At 58.4% G+C, this 21987-nt stretch carries 16 protein-coding genes and 1 rRNA gene; 10 read left to right on the top strand and 7 right to left on the bottom strand.

Annotated elements, in window-relative coordinates:
* Both rrf and FBY04_RS27950 read left to right on the top strand, forming a co-directional pair.
* Positions 1-94 (top strand): 5S ribosomal RNA (rrf, locus tag FBY04_RS27955); the annotation flags it as partial.
* A gap of 525 nt (positions 95-619) precedes the next feature.
* Positions 620-2500 (top strand): methyl-accepting chemotaxis protein, encoded by a 1881-nt coding sequence (locus FBY04_RS27950; protein WP_145318557.1) that lies wholly within the window; start codon positions 620-622, stop codon positions 2498-2500.
* Between the two features lie 146 nt (positions 2501-2646).
* On the opposite strand, the gene FBY04_RS27945 is transcribed toward FBY04_RS27950, so the two are convergent.
* From FBY04_RS27945 to FBY04_RS27925, 5 genes are all read right to left on the bottom strand, one after another.
* On the bottom strand, positions 2647-3114 hold the full coding sequence (locus tag FBY04_RS27945) for an SRPBCC family protein (protein ID WP_145318554.1): 468 nt from the start codon (positions 3112-3114) through the stop codon (positions 2647-2649).
* 22 nt (positions 3115-3136) lie between these two features.
* Positions 3137-6553: a non-ribosomal peptide synthetase gene (locus FBY04_RS27940; protein WP_145318551.1), complete on the bottom strand. Its 3417-nt coding sequence runs from the start codon at positions 6551-6553 to the stop codon at positions 3137-3139.
* Positions 6554-6566: 13 nt separating this feature from the next.
* Complete coding sequence (locus FBY04_RS27935) at positions 6567-7496, bottom strand: diiron oxygenase (protein ID WP_145318549.1); 930 nt, start codon at positions 7494-7496, stop codon at positions 6567-6569.
* Entirely contained in the window at positions 7493-8269 is a 777-nt protein-coding gene (locus FBY04_RS27930) for a DUF3050 domain-containing protein (RefSeq protein ID WP_145318546.1), read from the bottom strand. Before FBY04_RS27930 ends, FBY04_RS27935 begins: the two co-directional genes overlap by 4 nt.
* Positions 8270-8907: 638 nt before the next feature.
* Positions 8908-9618, bottom strand: coding sequence for a GntR family transcriptional regulator (locus tag FBY04_RS27925; RefSeq protein WP_145318543.1), 711 nt, complete (start codon positions 9616-9618; stop codon positions 8908-8910).
* Between the two features lie 198 nt (positions 9619-9816).
* Between FBY04_RS27925 and lapG the strand changes: the two genes are divergently transcribed.
* Both lapG and lapD read left to right on the top strand, forming a co-directional pair.
* Complete coding sequence (gene lapG, locus FBY04_RS27920; protein WP_145318540.1) at positions 9817-10509, top strand: cysteine protease LapG; 693 nt, start codon at positions 9817-9819, stop codon at positions 10507-10509.
* A 14-nt stretch (positions 10510-10523) separates the two neighbouring features.
* On the top strand, positions 10524-12470 hold the full coding sequence (lapD, locus tag FBY04_RS27915) for a cyclic di-GMP receptor LapD (RefSeq protein WP_145318537.1): 1947 nt from the start codon (positions 10524-10526) through the stop codon (positions 12468-12470).
* A gap of 146 nt (positions 12471-12616) precedes the next feature.
* Here lapD and FBY04_RS27910 read toward each other — a convergent pair whose 3' ends face one another.
* Positions 12617-12982 carry a tryptophan synthase subunit beta gene (locus tag FBY04_RS27910; RefSeq protein WP_084323352.1) on the bottom strand — a complete coding sequence of 122 codons (366 nt, stop codon included), beginning with the start codon at positions 12980-12982 and terminating at the stop codon, positions 12617-12619.
* A gap of 230 nt (positions 12983-13212) precedes the next feature.
* On the opposite strand from FBY04_RS27910, the gene FBY04_RS27905 reads away from it, so the two are divergent.
* Genes FBY04_RS27905 through FBY04_RS27890 form a run of 4 tightly spaced genes read left to right on the top strand, consistent with a single transcriptional unit; the run spans position 13213 to position 16896 of the window.
* Positions 13213-14100: a TauD/TfdA family dioxygenase gene (locus FBY04_RS27905; RefSeq protein ID WP_145318534.1), complete on the top strand. Its 888-nt coding sequence runs from the start codon at positions 13213-13215 to the stop codon at positions 14098-14100.
* Positions 14101-14117: 17 nt separating this feature from the next.
* Positions 14118-15143: an ABC transporter substrate-binding protein gene (locus FBY04_RS27900; protein WP_145318531.1), complete on the top strand. Its 1026-nt coding sequence runs from the start codon at positions 14118-14120 to the stop codon at positions 15141-15143.
* 5 nt (positions 15144-15148) lie between these two features.
* Positions 15149-16009 (top strand): ABC transporter ATP-binding protein, encoded by an 861-nt coding sequence (locus FBY04_RS27895; protein WP_145318528.1) that lies wholly within the window; start codon positions 15149-15151, stop codon positions 16007-16009.
* 20 nt (positions 16010-16029) lie between these two features.
* Positions 16030-16896: an ABC transporter permease gene (locus FBY04_RS27890; RefSeq protein ID WP_084323356.1), complete on the top strand. Its 867-nt coding sequence runs from the start codon at positions 16030-16032 to the stop codon at positions 16894-16896.
* A gap of 179 nt (positions 16897-17075) precedes the next feature.
* Here FBY04_RS27890 and FBY04_RS27885 read toward each other — a convergent pair whose 3' ends face one another.
* Positions 17076-17453 carry a helix-turn-helix domain-containing protein gene (locus tag FBY04_RS27885; protein ID WP_178118336.1) on the bottom strand — a complete coding sequence of 126 codons (378 nt, stop codon included), beginning with the start codon at positions 17451-17453 and terminating at the stop codon, positions 17076-17078.
* A 207-nt stretch (positions 17454-17660) separates the two neighbouring features.
* On the opposite strand from FBY04_RS27885, the gene FBY04_RS27880 reads away from it, so the two are divergent.
* Together FBY04_RS27880 and FBY04_RS27875 are read left to right on the top strand one after the other, a co-directional pair.
* On the top strand, positions 17661-19289 hold the full coding sequence (locus FBY04_RS27880; RefSeq protein WP_145318521.1) for a methyl-accepting chemotaxis protein: 1629 nt from the start codon (positions 17661-17663) through the stop codon (positions 19287-19289).
* A 90-nt stretch (positions 19290-19379) separates the two neighbouring features.
* The gene (locus tag FBY04_RS27875; RefSeq protein ID WP_145318518.1) at positions 19380-21926 is read left to right on the top strand and encodes an EAL domain-containing protein; all 2547 of its coding nucleotides are present in this window, start codon (positions 19380-19382) and stop codon (positions 21924-21926) included.
* Positions 21927-21987: the final 61 nt, after the last annotated feature.

Genomic DNA, 21987 nt, shown 5'->3' with positions numbered 1-21987 from the left:
AACCACCTGATCCCATCCCGAACTCAGCAGTGAAACGATGCATCGCCGATGGTAGTGTGGGGTTTCCCCATGTGAGAGTAGGTCATCGTCAAGATCAAATTCCAAAACCCCTGTCTGCTAACGCAGACAGGGGTTTTGTCGTTTCGGGCTCGCCAAAAGCCCGATAGCTCGCTTCGGAGAAACAAAAAAGCCAGCCCTTGATTTTCAAGGGCTGGCTTTTTTGTAGGCCGGATATTTAGAACTGGTAGCTGAGGCTCGCCACGGCGGCTGACCGACAGATTATCCCTAGGCATCATGCGTCGTACCGCAGCAAACACCAGCCTGGACGCCACAAATAATAATTAGTCGCATCGTCATCAAGGGTTGGGGAATTTGCAACCGCCGCTCGAATAACCGTCGTCAAGAAAACGCTTCCGAGGCGCTCTAGCACGCCGTTCGGCGGGAATCTGACGGAAATTCCGGCCATTTCGTACATGTCCCTAAGTTTTATCGCACCAGTGCCGACAGACTGATGAGACATGCGTGCACCAAAGTAGAGCGGAATAGAAACCGCTTGAGCTGTACATGGAATGTTGCAACCCGGAACGCATCCCCACTTTCTGCATAGAAGTCCCATGAAATGAATCTCAAGTTCAGCCATAAAATCCTGTTGGCCGCCTCCGGCGTCGTGGTGCTGGCTTTTGCGTTGTTCACTTTGTACAACGACTATCTGCAGCGAAATACCATTCGGCAAAACCTCGAATCCTCTGTTCAACAAGCCGGCGACCTGACCGCCAGCAGCGTGCAGAACTGGATGAGCGGTCGCGTGCTGGTGCTGGAAAACCTCGCGCAGAACATCGCTCATCAAGGTGCCAATGCCGATCTGCCGGGTCTGGTTGATCAGCCGGCTTTCACCTCGAACTTCCAGTTCACGTACGTCGGCCAGACCAACGGCGTGTTCACCCAGCGCCCGGACGCGAAGATGCCGGACGGCTACGATCCGCGTCAGCGGCCCTGGTACAAGCAGGCCGTTGTCGCTGACAAAACCATGCTGACCCCGCCTTACATGGCCGCCGTCGGTGGGTTAGTCGTGACCATCGCCATGCCCGTGAAAAAGAACGGCGAATTGCTCGGTGTGGTCGGCGGTGACTTGAGCCTGGAAACCCTGGTGAAGATCATCAACTCGGTGGATTTCGGCGGCATCGGTCATGCGTTTCTGGTCAGTGCCGACGGTCAGGTGATCGTCAGCCCGGACAAAGACCAGCTCATGAAAAACCTGAAGGACATCTACCCCAACACGGGCCTGCGCATCGAGAAGGGGAATCAGCAAGTCACCTTGAACAACCAGGAACGCATCCTCTCGTTCACCCCGGTCAACGGGTTGCCGAATGCTGCGTGGTATATCGGTCTGTCGATCGACAAGGACAAAGCCTACGCACCATTGAGCCAATTCCGCACCTCGGCATTGATCGCGATGTTCATCGCCGTGGCGGTGATTGCAGTGCTGCTGAGCCTGTTGATCAATGTGCTGATGCGACCGCTGACCACCATGAGTCGAGCGATGCAGGACATCGCCCAGGGCGAAGGCGACCTGACGCGTCGTCTGGCTGTGGAAAGCAAAGACGAATTCGGCGAACTGGGCGGTTCTTTCAACCAGTTCGTGGAGCGGATTCATGCGTCGATTTCCGAGGTGTCATCGGCCACTCGCCAGGTCCATGATCTGTCGCAACGGGTCATGGCCTCGTCCAACGCCTCGATCGTCGGTTCTGACGAGCAAAGTGCGCGCACCAACAGTGTGGCGGCGGCGATCAACCAATTGGGCGCCGCAACCCAGGAAATCGCCCGCAACGCCGCCGATGCCTCGCAGCACGCCAGCGGCGCGAGCGAGCAGGCGGATGACGGTCGACAGGTGGTGGAAAAAACCATTCTGGCGATGACCGAGCTGTCGCAGAAAATCAGCCTGTCCTGCACGCAGATCGAAACCCTCAACGCGAGCACCGACAACATTGGGCACATTCTCGATGTGATCAAAGGCATTTCCCAGCAGACCAACTTGCTCGCCCTCAACGCAGCCATTGAAGCGGCCCGCGCCGGTGAAGCCGGCCGTGGTTTTGCGGTGGTGGCAGATGAGGTACGCAACCTGGCCCATCGCACGCAAGAGTCGGCCGAGGAGATTCACAAAATGATCACATCGCTGCAGATCGGCTCACGCGAAGCGGTAACCACCATGAACGCCAGTCAGGTCTCCAGCGAAGAGAGCGTTGAAGTGGCGAACCAGGCCGGTTTGCGACTGGTCAGCGTGACCCGGCGTATTGGTGAAATCGACGGCATGAACCAGTCGGTGGCGGCGGCGACCGAGGAGCAGACAGCCGTGGTGGAAACACTCAATGTCGACGTCAACCAGATCAATTTGCTGAACCAGCAGAGCGTGGCCAACCTCAATGAAACGTTGAAGGATTGTGATGCGTTGTCGTTGCAGGCGAATCGGTTGAAGCAGTTGGTTGATAGCTTCAAGATTTGATTCAGGTCAGATCTACCGCGTTATCGTTCAATCGCGAGCAAGCCCGCTCCCACATTCGATCGCATTCCTACTGAAGGAAGCCGGTCAGAATGTGGGAGCGGGCTTGCTCGCGATTGCGGTGCATGAGTCACCGCTAAACGACAGTCCTACACAAACAGCTTCAGCACATTACTCATCGCATCATCGGCAAACCCCTGCACAAAATCCTTGAACCCCGGCAGTGCCTGCGCGTCGCCCTGAGCCGGTTCAGCGATGATGGTCCAGGTCGCCCGGGACTTGCCTTCCCCCAGTGCTTCAACTGTCATGGCAGCCCACAAGTTAGCCACGCCCAGCGTGTTGTAAATCGTGGTCCAGGTCATGCTCAATGCCTGGTCATCCCGAGAGTTGAGTTGCTCGACCACCAGGTTGCCATCCTTGAAAAATTTCTTGCGCAGAGACGACACGCCTTCGCCCGTCATCTCGATGTGCGACAACGCCGGGATGAAGCGATCGAAGCCGGCAAAGTTGCCGACCACCGCCCAGACTTTCGTAGCCTCGGCCGGCACATCCACCGAAGACACGACGTGGCAGCCTTGAGGGTTTTTGATCAGGGTATCGGGTTGCAGGGTTTTCATGGTTTTGCTCCGGTTGAGTGAATCAGATGAAGTTGATTTCTTTGAGGTAGTCGCAACCGCGACGCAGCAGCGCCGGGGATTTTTCCGGGTAGTGAGCGCCCATCTGCCGCACGCCGGCCTGGGCGTTGTCGTGGCCGATCATCGAGATATCGCCGATGTCTTCCTCGAAGCCGTTGAGGTAGAAACCGAGTACGCCGAACAGCGCGTTGTCGCTGTCGACCCGGCCCAGTTGCTGTTGCCAGTCGGCCACGCTGACCATGGAGAATGTGCGGCCCGCCTCACGGAAGGAGGCGACGTAATCGTCCCAACTCAAAGGTTCGGGGTTGTGCAGGTTGAACACCGCTTTTTCCGCTGAATAACGGCTGGCATGGAACGCGATGAAACGAGCGAGGAAATCCACCGGCATCAGGTCGAAATTCAGAGCGAACTCCGGAACCTGTCCGAGCTGAATCGAGCCCTTGAGCATCAGCATCAAACGATTCTTGTGCGGTTGGCAGACACCCGTGAGGCTGTTGAAACTGATGTTGCCGGGGCGATACACATTGACCCGCACCCCACGCTCCCGTGCCCGTTCGAGGATGCGTTCACCGACCCACTTCGACAGGTTGTAGCCGTTCTTGATGTAGATCGGCGGGGTGTGTGCGGCGGGCAGTTCAAGCACCCGGCCGTCGTCGGAAATGGTGCTCGACGCGGACAAGGTCGAAACGAAATTGAAGATCTTTTTACTGCGCCCTTCGCACAGTCGCAGGCATTCGAAAATCGGCTCGACGTTGTCCCGCGCCAGCGACTCGTAATCGAGCACGTGATTGACGTTGGCGGCGTTGTGCACGAGTGCGCCGAACTCGCGATCCAGACGCTCGTAAACCTCCACGGCGAGCCCGAGTGAGGGCTGTGTGATGTCCGCCGCGTAAACCCGCACCCGGCTCAGATCCAGATGCTCAAGACGGTTCTCGCGCAATGCATGCGCAAAGCGCTCGGCCGCCGATTGCTCGCCGCCATCGCGCACCAGACACGCCACTTCGCTGGCGCCCCAGGCCAGCAACGCCTCGACGATGTGCACGCCGACAAAACTGTTGGCGCCGGTGACGATGACTTTGTGCACATCGCCCATGCGGCTGACCGGCAGCGGCTGCACCCCCAACTCGCGGAAGGCGTCCGCCATGGCTTGTTCGCTCAGCACTTCTTCGGTGCCGGAGCCGCGCACCAGCGTCGCCAGTTTCGCGATGGTCGGCAGTTCGATGAAACGATTGATCGAGATACTGCGCCCGAATTCTTCACGCAAGCGCAGCAACATGCGTGACAGCAGGATCGAGTGGCCGCCCAGATTGAAGAAGCTTTCGTCGGTGGAAATATCGCTGGCTGGCAGTTCCAGCAGTTCGGCCCAGATCTCCAGCAGCAGCGCTTCATCGGCGCTGGTGGGTAAACGCCGCGACGGGTTTTCGGTGATGCTGACGGGCAACTCCAGCAACGCTTTGCGGTCAACCTTGCCGTTGCTGGCGAACGGCATGCTCGTCAGTTCGGTCCAGGCGGTTGGGTGCATGTAATCCGGCAGGAACCGGGTGGCGTGCGCCTTCAGCGCTTCGCGTGCGGTGCCGGGTCGATCCTCCTGAGGCTGGGCGAGGAAGGCGAGAATCCGCCGCTGGCTGTCGATCACCACTGCCACTTGACGGTACAACTGACTGTCGCGCAGGCAGCGTTCGATTTCTTCCGGCTCTACACGAAAGCCGCGAATCTTTACCTGATTGTCCCGGCGTCCGCACAGCTCGATGCCTGAGCCTGTCCACTTCGCCATGTCGCCGGTGCGATAGGCGCGCAGGCTCTCGCCGTTCGGCAGGCCCAGGTTCAAGTAACGTTCGGCGGTCTGTTGCGGGTTATTCAGGTATCCCAGGCAAACACCCGGTCCGACGATGTACAACTCGCCGACGGTCTGTTCGGTCACCGGTTGAAAGTCCTCGTCGAGAATCAGCACCTGACTGTTGGCGATCGGCGCGCCGAGGGTGCGATTGCTGTCGCCGGCGCGCAGCTGCCGTGCGGTGATCAGCACCGTGGCTTCGGTTGGGCCGTAGAGGTTGTAGAGATTGCCCTGACGGGTGAGTTGCTCGATGACATAGGGTTCGCAGACATCGCCACCGGTCATCACATGGTCCAGTACCTGCAACTGATCCAGCGGCAGAATGCTCAGCAAGGCCGGTGGCAAAAAAGCGTGGCTCAACTGTTGATGCCGGATCAGTTCCACCAGTTGCAGCGGGTCGCGGCGTTGATCGTCGCTGGGCACGATCAGCTCGGCGCCCTGCAACAGCGTCGGGAAGATATCGATCAGCGACGAGTCGAAGCTCAAGGACGAAAACTGCAATACGCGGCTCTGTTCCGTCAGTTGCACATAGTCGGCGTACCACGCGGTGAAGTGCGCGAGGTTGGCCTGGCTGAGCAACACACCTTTGGGATGACCGGTGGTGCCCGAGGTGTAGAGCGCCATGCACGGCGCGTCGAGAACGGGGCGCTGGCGCAGCAACGGTTGATCGACATCCAGGTGCTCGATGTCGATTGCGCTGATGTCCAGGCTGAGCATCTCGCTGGCAAGCGGATGCTGTCCGTCGTGCAGCAACAGCACGGCGCCGGCATTCGACAAAATGTACTGCTGGCGCTGCAGCGGGTGGCTCGGCTCCAGCGGCAGGTACACCGCCCCGCTGCCGAGAATCGCCAGAATTCCCGCATACAACGCGCTGCATTTTGGCAGGCAGATGCCGACCACCAACGGCTTGTCGTGCTGTTGGAGCAAGGGTTGCAATCGCTGCGCAATGGCGCGGCTGTGTGCATGCAGTTGGCGATAACTGAGGGAGGTGCCGGCGATGTTCAGCGCCGGTCTTTCGGCGGACTGAATGAAGCGCTGCTCAAGGCGCTCGATCATCGGCAACTGAGCGAGTTGCAGCAAGCCGGGTTCAGCGGTCGCATTGAGACGATGGACGAAGGCCAGGTTGTCTAAAAACAGCAGGCTTTCCACCTGTTCAAAATGAACGGGCGTCGCTCGTTCGACGAGCAGAAAAGAGTCCGCATCCCGGGAGAATCGACTGACCAGCAAGGCTGCATGATCCACCAGTTGCGCCATCGTTCGCAGGCGTAGCGCCTGGCCGTTGCCCGAAGGTTCGTCGGCAATCGGCACGCGGGTGAGCAGCGTCGAACCGTACAGGCACAGCAGGTCCAGCGGCGGTAAACCTGAATCCCCCCGCACGCCGACCCCCAGGCGCAACGTCAGTTGCGGTACATCGTCCAACGGCTGGAAGGTCAGGCTGGCATCGTCGATCAGTAAGTCAGCGTTGCCCGACGGCGGCAGGTCAAGGGCCGTCAGCCGCGTCAGTGAATGACCGTGTTGTTCAAGTTCCAGCGCCAGGTGGGTCAGGGCCTGGCTCTGCCCAATGAGCAGAATGTCGAGACGTCTCATGATGTGCTCCTCGTTAAACCAGGTAGTCGCTCAGGGCTTCTTGAACACACGTCGAATCGAGCAGCGAACTGCTGTGGAAAAACCGCATGATGTTGGCGACCAGCGGGTGATGGCGGTTGATCGGGAAGGCCAGCCCCGACACTTCACTCTTGAGTGCGCGGCGCGCGGCATCGCTGATCTGCAAGGACTCGATCAGACGGAAGTCGAAGGATTTCTGGATGTCGTTGGTCAGGTAATGGCCGATGAACACCGGCAGAATCCGTGCGATGCACTGACGGTCGTCTTCGCTTGCGGTGTGCCAGTAGATGCGCACCAACCGCGCCCAGAACCCGGAGTGACGGCCCTCATCGAGCAAGTGATCGGCCATCAAGCCCTTGATCGATTGCTTGACCGTTTCGTCCTTGGCGAATGCCGCCACATCGCCGGTCACGGTGTTCTCTGCGATGGCCACGCAGATCAATTCCACGGCGCTGCGCAAATGCTCCGGTGCCAGCGCAACAGCTGCCGGAATCGCCCGGCTCAGCTCGATTTCATCCGGCAGCTCGATGGGTGTGATGCCCGTCATGGCGACGGTTTGCTGCATGAAATCCATCGCCACCAGCGCGTGGTAATCCTCGTCCACCACGACGGTCATGGCGTCGTAACGGCAGGCGAACGGGAAGGCCACGGCGAAGCGATTCTTGGCGATGCTGCGCGCGGTTTTGTCGACGATCTCGGTTTCGAAAATCACCACGTCGTTGATGAATTTGTAGAGTGTCTGCACCAGGGCGAAATCCCGTTGCTCAGGGCATTCGCGCAGAAAGGTTTCGCTCAACACCAGCGGCTGGCGACTGAGCGGGTAGATCAGCTTTTCGTCGTTCTCCAGCATGCGGCGCGGACGGGTGCGAATGGTCGCGCGGCTTTCCCAGGCGTCGGCGAAGGATTGGTAGTCGGCGGCGTTCATGCATTCACCTCCGCCACCGGTTCGCTCATGCTCAAGCGCAGGCCGTCCCACAGGGCGATGCGGCTTTCCACGGCCGCCAAGGCGCTGGCGTAGACGTCTTCTTCCCGTTGCGGATCGCCATTGACCAGCCGCGCAAGGAGCTTTTCCGCTGCCGGGCCGTGGTCTTCGGAGTCGACTTCAATGTGCCGCTCCAGGTAGTAACGGAAGGTCGGCGCCTGCTCAAAGCCGATTCCCCAATCGTCGAGAATCCGCTGGAACATCTGTGGAATGACGCTCTCGCGCCCATGCAGAAACGCTGCCGCAACGCTGTGGCCGGGCGCATGCAGCGCGGTGTGCAAGGTGTGGCGCACGAATTGCGCAGCGGCCGGGTCGATGTCCACGCTTTGCAACGCCACGTCGTAACTCACGCCTTCTTGCTGCAGCGCCACGAAGCGCTCGACGGCAACCGTGCTGGCACCCACCTCGCGCATCGCATCCAGGTACAACTCGAAATGGCTGTAATGACCGTGTGCCGGACGATCATCGGACTCTTCACCCAGCACAATCTCGTTGATCAGTCGGGCAGCCTGCGGATCTGCTGGCGGCAGCCAGGGCAACTGCACGCAGGTCAGCTCCTGTTGCAGGCGCTTGGTCAGAGACATGAAATCCCACACCGCAAAAACATGAGATTCCATGAAGCGTTGGAGTACCGAAAGCGAATGTATTTCAGAAAAAATCGGGTGCGCACTCAGTTCTGCTTTCTTCTGATTAAGACGGTCTTTAGTCGATTTCATGGCGAGCCTATAAGTGATCCGGAATGAGGTGTGATCAATAATTAGCGGCGATTAAACTATTCTGATGGCGAGCAAGTGCCTCAAATGAATTGATCGTTATTAGTTGCATATAAGTAGTGTGGTCGCGGCGCTATGGCCGGTGTCCAGTGGTGGCGGAGAAAAGCTAATACACGAATAAAGTTCCGGGCAAGTTATTTCTATACTATTTTTAAGTTCAACTTTTCCAGGGGCGACAAGTCTCAATAAGACTTTTTATTAAAGTTTTATTTGGGCGTAGTTGCTCCTTCCGGCTTATATAAGTCGAAATTGAGTTAAAGAGTGAATGCCTCACTCGAAGCAACTTTCCAAGGGTGATCGTTAGTGTGATTTGAGGGGTGGAAGTTGGCCGGGATGCCGAAGCTTCCTTTCCCGTGGCAAGACTCCTTCCGTAGGTTCTTGATGCGGGGACTGCGCCGCTCATGCGGTACGTCACCCGTTTGTTATTGGTTGGCAGGTCAAGAGTGAGCGTAAATCAAGGCAGCCGCTATCGCCGACGCGTCTTACGGTCGATGCAGTTGTCTGGCTTGGGATAACGGACACGCAGGCGCGGCAAGCGCAGGCGAGCAGGTTGATCTGCTCGCTGCGGCTACCTATGTGATTTATTTCGAGGTTTTTCTGCTTTGTGCTTCGGGGCTGTTGAGGTAGTTCGTGATGACTTCGACGCCCCGGTTGAGGTGATGTTCGAGCAGCTTCACCGCACGCTCGACGTCGCGGTCTTCCACTGCACGCAACAGCGCGCGGTGATCTTCCTGGGACAGTTTGCCCAGGCCCATGGCTTCCAGGTTGAAGCGCAGGAAGCGTTCCTCTTCGTTCAACCCGTCTTCGACCAGTCTCAACAGCCGACGATTAGGTGCCTTGCAGTACATCGCCATGTGAAACAGGCGGTTGAGCCGGCCAATTTCGGTGTAGTCGTGTTCCGTTTCCAGTTCATCGATGTAGCGGGCCGCCTGTTCAAAGTCCTCATGGGTGAGCAACGGGACCGACAGGCGCAGGGCTTCGGACTCCAGCAGGATCCGCAGCGCATAAGTTTCGACGGCATCGCCCTGAACCAATGGCGCGACCACCGCACCTTTATGGGCTATCACATTAAGCAGCGCTTGCGCTTCGAGTTGGCGCAAGGCTTCACGGACCGGCATGCGGCTGACCCCGAACAGGTCGGCCAGGTCTTGCTGACGAAGGGCTGTGCCGCAAGGAATGCGCCCATCGAGAATGGCGGCACGCAGGGTTTTTTCGATGACCGAGCGAGCCAGATGAGCGGGAATCGGACCGTTGACCTTGATGCTGCTGAGAGGGTTGGGTTTCTGTGGCACTACTACGCACCCTGAATGACTGAAAAAAATTGGATCCAAGAGGACACTAGTGACTGCCCGACAGGATGTCAAACACGCAGACTAAACAGCTCACACCCCAAGTTTAGCCCGCTCCCGGTGATCTCACCGTGCCATTGTCTTTTAACCGACTACCCTTCACCATCAATCGATTCCACCTGCCTACCTGGATGTCTCGCATTGGCGGTATGTTTCGCGATCCCTCGGACTTTGCGCTGGCTGTGCTGCGCGTTGCTGCTGGCCGGTGTCATGCCGGGCGGTCTGCATGCCGACTGGGATTTTTCCCTGATCAGCCGCCGGGCGCAGGCATTGTACGGGCCATTGGGCACAGGGCAGCAACGCATTGATGCCTGGCAGCATTTGCTGGCCACGCAGAAACAGCTCAGCGAGCTGGAGCAGCTCAACGTGGTCAACCTGTTCTTCAATAAACAGATGCGCTACGAAGAGGACATCGACCTGTGGCACGAGGTCGACTATTGGGAAACCCCGATCGAAGCCTTGTGGAAGGGCGCCGGTGACTGCGAAGACTACGCCATTGCCAAGTATTTCAGCCTGCGCCACCTCGGCGTATCCAGCGACAAGCTACGCATTACCTATGTCAAGGCCGTGAGCCTGAACCGCGCGCACATGGTGCTGACTTACTACGCCAGCCCCGACGCCATGCCGCTGGTGCTCGATAGCCTGATCGATGCGTTCAAGCCCGCGAGCCAACGAACCGATCTGCTGCCGGTCTACGCTTTCAATGCCGAAGGGCTTTGGTTGCCCGGAGCCAAGGGCAATAAAAAAGTGGGTGACACCAAACGCTTGTCCCGTTGGCAGGATGTGTTGAAGAAAATGCAGGCGGAAGGTTTTCCGGTCGAGACGATTAACTAGGAGCACGCGCTCAGATGTCTTTGTTCAAACAGCTGTTGATCGCAATCTGTCTGTTCCTGGTGGTCGCCTTCACCGGCAGCTTCATGGTCAGCCTCGAGAGCTCGCGCACCCAGTACGTCAACCAGTTGCGCTCCCACGCGCAGGACGCTGCGACGGCGCTGGCGCTGTCGTTGACGCCGAACATCGACGACCCGGCGATGGTCGAGTTGCTGGTCAGCTCGATTTTCGACAGCGGTTATTACGCGAGCATCCGCGTCGTCGATCTGTCGAACGACAAGACCCTGGTCGAACGCAGCGGCATGGCGGCGGTGACAAACGTGCCGGACTGGTTCGTCAAACTGATCGGCCTGGAGCCGGCGGGCGGCGATGCGATTGTCAGCCGTGGCTGGGAGCAGGCGGCACGGGTCGAAGTGGTCAGCCACCCGATGTTCGCGTTGGCCAAGCTATGGCAGAGCGCCTTGGGCAGCCTCGGCTGGCTGCTGCTCTGCGGCGCGGTGAGTGCGGCACTGGGCGCGTTGCTGTTGCGCCGGCAATTAAAACCGCTGGAGTACATGGTCCAGCAATCCCACGCCATCGCCCGCCGTGAATTCCTCAGCCTGCCCGATCTGCCGCGCACACCTGAATTGCGCCGCGTGGTGCAGGCCATGAACCAGATGGTCGAGAAGCTCAAGTCGTTGTTTCAGGAACAGGCCGAGCGCAGTGAAAAATTGCGCGACGAGTCCTATCGGGACACGTTGACCGGGTTGGCCAACCGGCGCTATTTCGAGATGCAATTGAATGCGCGGGTGAACAATCCGGAACAGGCGAGTTCAGGTTATTTGCTGTTGCTGCGGGTCAGGGACCTCGCGGGGTTGAATCAGCGTCTGGGCGGCCAACACACCGATGATTTACTGATCGCGGTCGGCGAGCAGTTGTCCCGTGAGTGCGCCAAATACCCCGAAACGCTGAACCTCGTCACGCGGATCCGCGGCGGCGAATTCGCCGTGCTGGCGCCGGGGCTGGTGCGCGCCGAAGCGTTGCAACTGGCGCAAAGCCTCGACAATGCCCTGGCGAGCCTGCATGCAACCGGCGCCACCGATGTGGCCGCCGTGGCATACATCGGGCTGGCGCCGTTTATGTATGGCGACTTACCGCAAGCGGTGCTCGGGCTGGCGGATCAGGCGTTGGCGCAGGCTGAAGGCCAGGGCGATTCGAGGTGGGTCTGCCTGGATCACACGGCGGCGTCGAACCTTGGCGACGATCATCATGCCTGGCACCGCTTGCTCGATGAGGCGCTGAATCAGCGCCGTTTCGAGCTGTATTTCCAGCCGGTCGTGGCGAGCCAGGACACGACACTGGTGCTGCATTACAAAGTGCTTTCGCGCCTGATTGACGAGCAGGGCCAGGCGATTCCTGCCGGTCGATTCCTGCCGTGGCTCGAACGTTTCGGCTGGGCTGCGCGGCTGGATCGCCTGATGCTGGAGAAGGTGCTGGCGCAAATGGCCGACCATCAAGCGTCGCTGGCGCTGAACCTGTCGTCGGCGACACTGATCAATTCGCAGGCGCTGGGCAAAATCCTGGATATTTTGCGCGTGCACTCCAGCTTCGGCCCGCGGCTGACCCTGGAAATCGGCGAGGAGCAACTGCCGGAGCAAGCGAAGCTGGAAGACCTGACGCGACGCCTGCGAGAAATCGGCTTCTCGTTGAGCCTGCAACATTTTGGTGGACGCTTCAGCATGATCGGCAACCTGGCGCGGCTCGGGTTGGCGTACCTGAAGATCGACGGTGTTTACATCCGTGCAATTGATCAGGAGAGCGACAAGCGTTTGTTTATCGAGGCGATTCAACGGGCGGCGCACAGCATTGACCTGCCGTTGATTGCCGAGCGGGTCGAGACTGAAGGGGAGTTGTCGGTGATACGCGAGATGGGGGTTTATGGTGTGCAGGGGCAGTTGGTTGGGGAGCCGAGGCCTTGGGAATAAGGTCCTGAAGTTGCTTTGTCTGTGAGGCCGCGATCGCCAGCAAGCCAGCTCAGGACTGGGGTGATCGCACATTTTGTGAACACTCTAAACCTTGTAGGAGCCGGCTTGCTGGCGATGGCGTCAGAACAGGCAACATGAAGGCTGGATCAGATCAACCCCGAATCATCCTCATCCACCAAATTACTCAACCCACCCAACGCCTCCCGGGCCTGGGACCGGCCCATGAGTTTGTCCTGTGCAGCGGCCGGCAGGTCGGTGATGCGCATCACGCCCTTGTCGGTCAGCACCTGAATAAGGTCGTCCAGTACCCGGATCATGTCCAGGTCGCTTTGCTTCAACTGCTTGAGCTGACCGGTTTGCTGCAGTTGCTTGTGGTTCATGGCCATGACTTTGCTGGCGAACCAGGTCTGAAGGTCCGGGTGATCGGCGGGCAGGCTTTCGGTGGATTCGTCATAGGCCTCGGCTTCCACGCGCGTCAATTGGCCTTCTGCATTGCGTTGCACGTAGAACATTGAGCGTCCCTCAAGCGTTGAGCAGCTTCACCCTGTCAGCAGCATAGGCGATATAAGCCATATGGTTATTCGCTAACGGTATTTAAAATCCAGTTCTTATATCTATAAAGTCAACCTCCTGCGTACCTGCCGACCAATCGGCGCGCCGCACGACACGAACCAACACGGGACCTCCGTGAGTTTCTGATCGACGCGCGCGCCCTTGAGCGTGCCGTGCGTGGGAGTGATTTATGTCTGTCGTCTCTGCAACTCAAAGCATCGCGCCGCAAATTTTCGAAATTCGTCCGTTCAGCGGTGCCGTCGGTGCCGAAATCATCGGGCTCGACCTGTCTCGTCCTATCAATGAGCAGGACTTCGCCCGCATCCATCGCGCGCACCTTGATCACCATGTCGTGGTGTTCCGCGACCAACGCATTACCCCCGAACAACACATCGACTTCAGCCGCCGCTTCGGCGTGTTGCAGATCCATGTGCTCAAGCAATTCCTGCTGGCCGGGCACCCGGAAATCCTCATCGTTTCCAACATCATCGAAAACGGCCAATCCATCGGCCTCGGCGACGCCGGCAAGTTCTGGCACTCCGACCTGTCATATAAAGAATTGCCAAGCCTGGGCTCGATGCTGCACGCCCAGGAGTTGCCGTCCGAAGGTGGCGACACCTTGTTCGCCGACATGCACAAAGCCTGGGACAACCTGCCCGAAGCGCTGCGCAAAGCGGTCGAAGGTCGCTCCGCGGCGCACTCGTACACGGCGCGCTACAGCGAAACCAAATTCGAAGGTAACTGGCGCCCGACGTTGACGCCGGAGCAACTGGCCCAGGTTGCCGAAGTCGTGCACCCGATCGTGCGCACGCACCCGGAAAACGGCCGCAAGGCGCTGTTCGTCAGCGAGGGTTTCACCACCCGCATCGTTGGCTTGCCGGACGACGAGAGCAAGCAACTGCTTGACGAGCTCTACACCCATAGCGTGCTGCCGCAAAACATCTACCGCCATCAATGGCAGCCCCACGACCTGGTGTTCTGGGACAACCGTTCGCTGATTCACCTTGCCGCCGGCTGCCCGAGCCATCTGCGCCGCAAGTTGTATCGCACCACCATCCAGGGCGACGCGCCTTTCTGATTTGTCGGAGAATTTTCATGTCCAGACGTCTTTCCTTTGCACCATTGGCTGCGGCCATCGGCCTGGGTTTCAGCCTCATTGCCAGCAGCCTGGTGGCACCGACTGTGGCTCACGCCGAAGGTGAAATCCGCATTGCCGAACAGTTCGGCATCGTTTATCTGTTGCTCAACGTAGTGCGCGATCAGAACCTGATCGAGAAGTACGGCAAACAGGAGGGCGTCGATATCAAGGTCGACTGGACTCAGCTGTCCGGCGGCGCGGCGGTCAACGATGCGTTGCTCTCCGGCTCCATCGACATTGCCGGCGCGGGCGTCGGTCCGTTGCTGACCATCTGGGACCGCACCCACGGCAAGCAGAACGTCAAGGCTGTCGCCTCCCTCGGCAACTTTCCGTACTACCTGGTGAGCAACAATCCCAAGGTCAAAACCATCGCCGACTTCACCGAGCAGGACCGCATTGCGGTGCCGGCGGTGGGCGTGTCGGTACAGTCGCGCTTCCTGCAATACGCGGCCGCCAAGCAGTGGGGCGACAAGGAATTCAATCGCCTCGACAAGTACACCATCGCTGTTCCGCACCCCGACGCCACAGCGGCGTTGATTGCCGGCGGTACCGAGCTGACGGGGCACTTTTCCAACCCGCCCTTCCAGGATCAGGCGCTGGCCAATCCGAACGTGCATGTGGTGCTGAACACTTATGACCTGCTCGGCCCGAACTCGCCGACGGTGCTGTTCGCCACGGAAAAATTCCGTAACGAGAACCCGAAAACCTACAAGGCCTTCGTCGAGGCGCTGACCGAAGCGGCGCAATTTGCCCAGAACGATAAAGGCGCCGCCGCCGATACCTACATTCGCGTGACCAAGGCAAAAATCGATCGCGCTGCGCTGTTGAAAATCATCGACAACCCGCAGTTCGAATTCAGCGTCACGCCGAAAAATACCTACCCGCTCGCCGAGTTCCTCTACCGTGTCGGCGCGATCAAAAACAAACCGGATTCGTGGAAGGATTACTTTTTCCAGGACGCCAAACCACTGCAAGGGAGCTGAACGACATGAACGCCCCTTTGCAAGGCCACACGGTCAGCAAACCGAACGCCACAGCCCAGGCGCTGCTGTCGGTCGATAATGTCAGCCTCGAATACCGCACGCCGCAGCGGGTGGTTCGAGCGACCCACCAAGTCAGTTTTGAAATCGATCCGGCGGACCGCTTTGTATTGCTCGGGCCGTCCGGTTGCGGCAAGTCGACATTGCTCAAGGCCGCCGCCGGATTTATCCAGCCCGTCGAAGGGGAAATCCGCCTGCAAGGTCAGCGTGTCGATGCGCCGGGGCCGGACCGGATCGTGGTGTTCCAGGAGTTCGATCAACTGCCGCCGTGGAAAACCGTCAAACAGAACGTGATGTTTCCGCTGCTGGCGTCGAAAACCCTCAAGCGCAAAGAGGCCGAAGAACGGGCCATGCACTATCTCGACAAGGTCGGGCTGGCGGCGTTTGCCGATGCGTATCCACACACCTTGTCCGGCGGCATGAAGGCGCGCGTGGCGATTGCCCGGGCGTTGGCGATGCAACCGAAAATCCTGTTGATGGATGAACCCTTCGCCGCGCTCGATGCGCTGACTCGCCGCAAGATGCAGGAAGAATTGCTGCTGCTCTGGGAGGAGGTGCGCTTCACCCTGCTGTTCGTCACGCACTCGATTGAAGAAGCGCTGGTGGTGGGTAACCGCATTCTGCTGCTGTCGCCGCACCCTGGCCGGGTACGGGCTGAAGTCCACAGCCATCAATACGATTTGCACAGCCTCGGCGGCGTGGCGTTTCAGGAATCGGCGCGACGGATTCATCGATTGTTGTTCGATGAAGGTCAGTCGCCGGAAACCGCGCGCGAGCTGGATTTTTCCGACATTCGCATCGCTTACTGAGCCATTGAGAGGAGTGCCCGATGAGCCAGCTATCATCTGCGCGTGAAGAGTTTGAAACCGTTTTGCAGCCGCTGACCAGCGTACCGCTGGAGCGTGAATTGCCCCTCGGCCAGCGTCTGTGGCAACAGGGCTGGATTCGTAAAAGCCTTATCCTGATTTTGCTCGCGGTACTGTGGGAAGTGGTTGCGCGAATCCAGAACAACGACCTGTTGCTGCCGAGTTTTTTGCAAACCGCCAGCGCGCTGTATGGCGGCCTGCTCAGCGGCGAATTGCTGGGCAAAGTGTGGATTTCGCTGGTGGTGTTGCTCAAGGGTTACCTGATCGGCATCGTCCTGGCGTTTGCCCTGACCACGCTGGCGGTGTCGACGCAATTCGGTCGCGATCTGCTGAGTACGCTGACGTCGATGTTCAACCCGCTGCCGGCGATTGCACTGTTGCCGCTGGCGCTGTTGTGGTTCGGGCTGGGGCAGAACAGCCTGATTTTCGTGCTGGTGCATTCGGTGCTTTGGGCATTGGCGTTGAACACTTACGCCGGGTTTCTAGGCGTCTCGGAAACATTGCGCATGGCCGGCCGCAATTACGGTTTGAAGGGCATGCGTTTCGTGCTGTTCATCCTGATTCCCGCAGCGTTGCCGTCGATTCTTGCTGGGCTGAAAATCGGTTGGGCGTTCGCCTGGCGCACGTTGATCGCGGCTGAGTTGGTGTTTGGTGCAACCAGTGGTAAGGGTGGTTTGGGCTGGTACATCTTTCAGAATCGCAATGAGCTGTACACCGACAAGGTGTTTGCCGGGTTGGCGGTGGTGATTTTGATTGGGTTGCTGGTGGAAAATCTGGTGTTTGATTCGCTGGAGCGGGTGACGGTGAAGCGGTGGGGGATGCAGCGTTAGGTACGTCCCATCTCACCTGTTTCCATTCACGGCGCACAGTATTCAGCAGCATCACCAGAAAGAACTTCGTATCGAAGAAACCTCGGAATGAAGTGACTCATTCAAGGAGTAAGTGACGCCACCCGCGGATGGAGAGGCGATGATAGTGCTGCACCAGGGATCGACCTCCTGGCGGGGCTCTATCGTCGGCCCGAGCTCGAATCATAGTGTTGAACCGGCTCTCTGGATTTCAATACCTTGACGATTTCAGCAACGAAATTAACCACCAACACTCGCTCACCGACCGGCAGGCTCTGAATCAGCTCATTGATGTTCTGGGACTGGCTGTGGGAGTCATGGGCGTTGGTGCGCACCAGATCGCTAAGCGAGCAGTCGAGCACCTCCGACATTTGCTGCAGGCGTGTCAGGGTCAAGGAAATCACGCCATTTTCCATGCGGCTGACCGTCTCTTTTTCCACTCCGATAGCCTCTGCAATATGAGCCTGAGTCAGGCCCTTCGCTTTTCGGCGTGCTGCGATTGCGGCACCCACATGATCTGTCACTGTGCGCTCCTTCATGATCTTGACCTCCTGCGTCAACTCTTCGTGGTTATGTGACATTTTGCGCACTTACTACGTTCAAGCGAATGATGTTATACGACGAAGGTATTGATGTATTACGTCATTGTTTGTTTGATTCATGTCAAATTGCCCCTATAGGATGTGATGTAATTTGATGCTGGCTTTTTGGCTGGTTACCGCCCGTACAACTGAGAACTGTCCAGAATGCTGACTCATCTGAAAATCCGAACGGGTATGTTCTGGGTACTTGCATTGTTCGTCTGTGCATTACTGGTTTCATCGTTGACCAGTTGGCGCAGCGCGCTGAGCAGCGATGAACAGATCCAAAACCTGCATCAGGTCGGGGTGACCCAGAATAGTCGGGTGCACCTGGCCTATCTGCGTCTATTGCGTTCCCGGGTGGGCATGGCGGGGGCATTCCTTGAAACGCGCACCGGCGATACCGTCAAAGCCCAGGCCAGTCTGCAGCGGGCGACGACTCTGTTTCAGGAAGCCATCGATTACTTCGACACGTTTGCTGCGCAAGAGAAGAGCAGCCATTCGACCCTTCAGAGCGATGAGTTGCAGCAGGCTTTCGCGGTGTATCGCGATACCTTGGAAGAGCAGATGCAGGCGCTGAGCCAAGGGTCGGAGGCGCGTTACATTGAGGTCAACCTCAAGGCGCGGACAGCTAACGACCGGTTTGACAAGGCTCTGGTCGGCTTCGAAAAGCAGCTCGATGTGCAAACCGCCGCGATCATGGATCAGGCCCATTCCCGCTACGGCATGGCCCAGGCTCAGGCAGTGATTCTGTTTGTGATCGCCGGGTTGCTAGTGGCCGGTTGCTGGTGGTTTATCGCCAGCCGCGTGCTGCGTCCACTGCGCGAGGCAGGGCAGCATTTCGAGGAAATCGCCTCGGGGGATTTGCGACATCCGATCGATGTGCAATCGAGCAATGAAATCGGCCAGCTATTCCTGGGGTTGCAGCAGATGCAGATCAGCCAACGTCAGACCATTGAGCAGATCAGTCATTACGCCCATCAATTGGCCAGTTCCGCCGAGCAATTGAGCCGGGTCACCGTGGAAAGCAATCACGGACTGAACCAACAGCACAACGAGCTCGAACAGGCGGTCACCGCCGTTACTGAGATGACGGCGGCAGTCGAAGAAGTAGCGAGAAACGCAGTGTCCACATCAGAGGCCTCCAACGCGACCAATCAATTGGCAGGCCAAAGTCGTCGGCAGGTGCAAACCACGCTTGAGGAGGTGGATGCCATGAGCCGGGAGATCAGTACCAGTTCCGCTCTGGTACAGGACCTGGCTACCCAGACCCGCGACATCGGCAAGGTGCTGGAAGTGATTCGCAGTATTTCTGACCAGACCAATTTGCTGGCGCTCAATGCGGCTATTGAAGCTGCGCGAGCCGGTGAAGCGGGGCGCGGGTTTGCTGTAGTTGCAGACGAGGTGCGGACCTTGGCTTATCGCACTCAAGAGTCGACCCGGGAAATCGAACAGATGATTGCCGGAATCCAGAACGGCACACACCAGGCCGTCAACGCTATGGACGCCAGTACCTTGAGGGCCAGTAGTTCGTTGCAGGCGACGGAAGCAGCCGGTCAGGCGCTTGAAGAGATTTTTGCCGCGGTGCACGAAATTACCGAGCGCAACCTGGTGATCGCCAGCGCCACCGAGGAGCAGGCCAAGGTTGCCCATGAAGTGGATCGCAACCTGTTGAATATTCGTGAATTGTCGACCCGCGCGGCTGACGGCGCGCATCAGACGAGTTCGGCCAGCAGCGAATTGTCGCGCCTGGCCTCCGAATTGAGCTCAATGGTGCGGCACTTCAAAACCTGATGACGGGGATTTCTGGAAAACCGGTTGGCTCGGCAAACCTGACGTAGCATGGAGCCTTGTACGTTAAAGCGTTATCAGTGAGTCATCGGCATGTCGGATGTTCAGGATTTTTCACCCATCTTTACCCAGGCACTCGCGCAATCCATTGATAGCGTTGTGGTCATCGACAGCCAGAATCGGGTCATTTTGTTCAATGATGCCGCAGAGAGCTTATGGGGCAATGGCCGCGATCAGGTGCTCGGCCAGAACGTCCGCTTGCTGGTGCCGGACATGGTCCGGGCTGATCACGACAGTTACATCGACGCCAACAGACGGAGCGGCATCAACAGGATTGTCGGTAGCAGTCGAGACGTATTGATCGAACGGCCGGACGGTGATTACCGCTGGGGAGCGATGTCCATCTCCAGAGTCAATGCTTCAGGGCAGCTGTTCTATGTCGCGATCGTCAAGGACATAACCCGTCAACACAAGGAGCACGAACGCCTGCAACTGCTGTCGCTGGTTGTCGACACTACGGAAAACGCCATCATCATCACCGACGGTCAGTGGGGTATGGTGTACGCAAACGGTGGGTTTACCCGGATGTTCGGGTACGACCTCGATCAGGTCCGCGGACGCACGCTCGATAATGTGATCGCGCCGGATTTTGATCAGCAGACCATTGCCGCCATTAAAGGACAGGTAATGCGTGGCGAGGTCTATCATTCGCAGGCTGTCGGCTACCTGCGCGAGGGGCGCCGGGTTTGGTGCGATGTCACGATTTACCCGGTGTGTGACGACCACGGTAATCTGATCAATACCGTCAGCGTGATGATCGACGTCACTCACTCTCGAATGCCGGAGATCCTGCGTCACAAGATGCTTGAGGCGATGGTGCAGGAGGAGTCGATAGAGTCGTTGATGGCCTTGGTGTGCAATGAGGTCCAGAGGGTAGCGCCGGAAGTGGTCGCCTCGATTTTAAGCGTCGACGACAGCGGGCGGTTGCGTACCCTGGCGGCTCCCGATCTGCCGGCCAGTTACTGTGCGGCGTTGGATTATGTGGCGATCGGACCGGGTGTCGGCTCTTGCGGCGCAGCTGCATTCAGCGGCATTGGGGTGATGGTCCGTGACATTGCCAGTCATCCGTTCTGGGTCCATTTTCGTGATCTGGCGTTACCCTTGGGCCTCAGGGCCTGCTGGTCGACGCCGATCAAATCCAGCTCGGGCCGGGTGTTGGGTACTTTTGCGTTTTACTATCATGAGCCCCGTGAGCCTTCGTTGCTGCATCAGCAATTGGTCAGCGCCAGCATTTACTTGTGTGCATTGGCCCTTGAGCGCGAGGAGTCACGTGCGCATATCCGCCAACTGGCGTTCTATGACGACTTGACCGGTCTGCCCAACCGCAACCTGCTTAACGCCCGCGCGGACCAGGCCATCGCCGAAGCTTCACGCGACGACACGCCGCTCACCGTCCTGTTTATTGACCTGGACCGCTTCAAGCAGGTCAATGACTCGCTGGGGCATCCGGCCGGTGATGAGTTTCTGCGAATGATCGCCCGGCGCTTGGGCAAGTGTCGGCGCAAGGTCGACATCGTGAGCAGGTTATCGGGTGATGAGTTTGTCGTGGTGTTGCCTCAGTGCGCACTGGCGCAGGCGCAGGTCGTGATCGAGCATTTGAGAAATGAACTGTGCATGCCCTGCGAGATTGCGGGTGTGACGCTCAAACCCTCGGCAAGCATCGGCGTCAGCCTGTTTCCCGGCGATGGCCGATCCATGGAGACCCTGCTGCATCGCGCCGATATGGCCATGTATCAAGCCAAGACCAGCGGGCGGGGTTGTGTCAGCTTCTTCAGCCATGGCCTTGATCAGTTGGCGCGCGGACGCTTGAACCTTGAGGCGGCACTGCGTGAAGCCATTGATCAACATCTGTTGCACTTGGTCTATCAGCCGCAAATCAATCTGCAGGGTAATGATCTTTACGGCGTGGAGGCCTTGGCTCGCTGGAGGCATCCACATCTGGGCGATATCTCGCCCGGGTGCTTTATTCCACTCGCCGAGGAATGCGGGTTGATTGTCGAGCTTGGCCAATGGGCCTTGCGCGAAGCCTGCCGCCAACTGGCCGCCTGGCGTCGCGAAGGGCTTGAAGTGCCCGCCATATCCGTCAATCTGTCGCCCACCAATTTCCATAATCGGGGATTGCCCGGGATTCTGACCGGGATCCTCGCCGAGCAGCAGCTGGCAACTTCCGATCTGACTCTGGAAATTACCGAAAACGTCCTGATGGATAGTAATCCTGACACCCTTACCACGATCAACGAGGTGCACGCCCTGGGCATCCGCTTGGCCATGGATGATTTCGGCACGGGTTATTCGAGCCTCAGCTATCTGCGGCGAATTCCTATCCAGGAACTCAAGCTCGATCGCAGCTTTGTTCATGACCTGGAAGATGACATCACCAGTCAGGCCTTGAGCGAAGCGGTAATCCGTATTGGTGAGAGCCTGAAATTACGCGTGGTGGCCGAAGGTATTGAAACGCTGGGTCAGCAACGCATTCTGCAGGAGCAGGGCTATCACGTCGGCCAAGGATATCTGATTTCAAGGCCGCTCTCGGCGCCGGGGCTGGGGCTTTGGCTCGGGGACCGCTCGTACCGCGAGTAAGGGTGGCCTTCGGCGCACTTGTTCAAGCTGTTAGCATTGCGTCTGAATCAATCCAGATCAG

Origin of the sequence: Pseudomonas sp. SJZ080, from assembly GCF_007828295.1 — a bacterium.
GTDB lineage: Bacteria > Pseudomonadota > Gammaproteobacteria > Pseudomonadales > Pseudomonadaceae > Aquipseudomonas > Aquipseudomonas migulae_A.
Note: the sequence above shows the minus strand (reverse complement) of the source record. Positions and strands in the feature narration are given on the sequence as shown.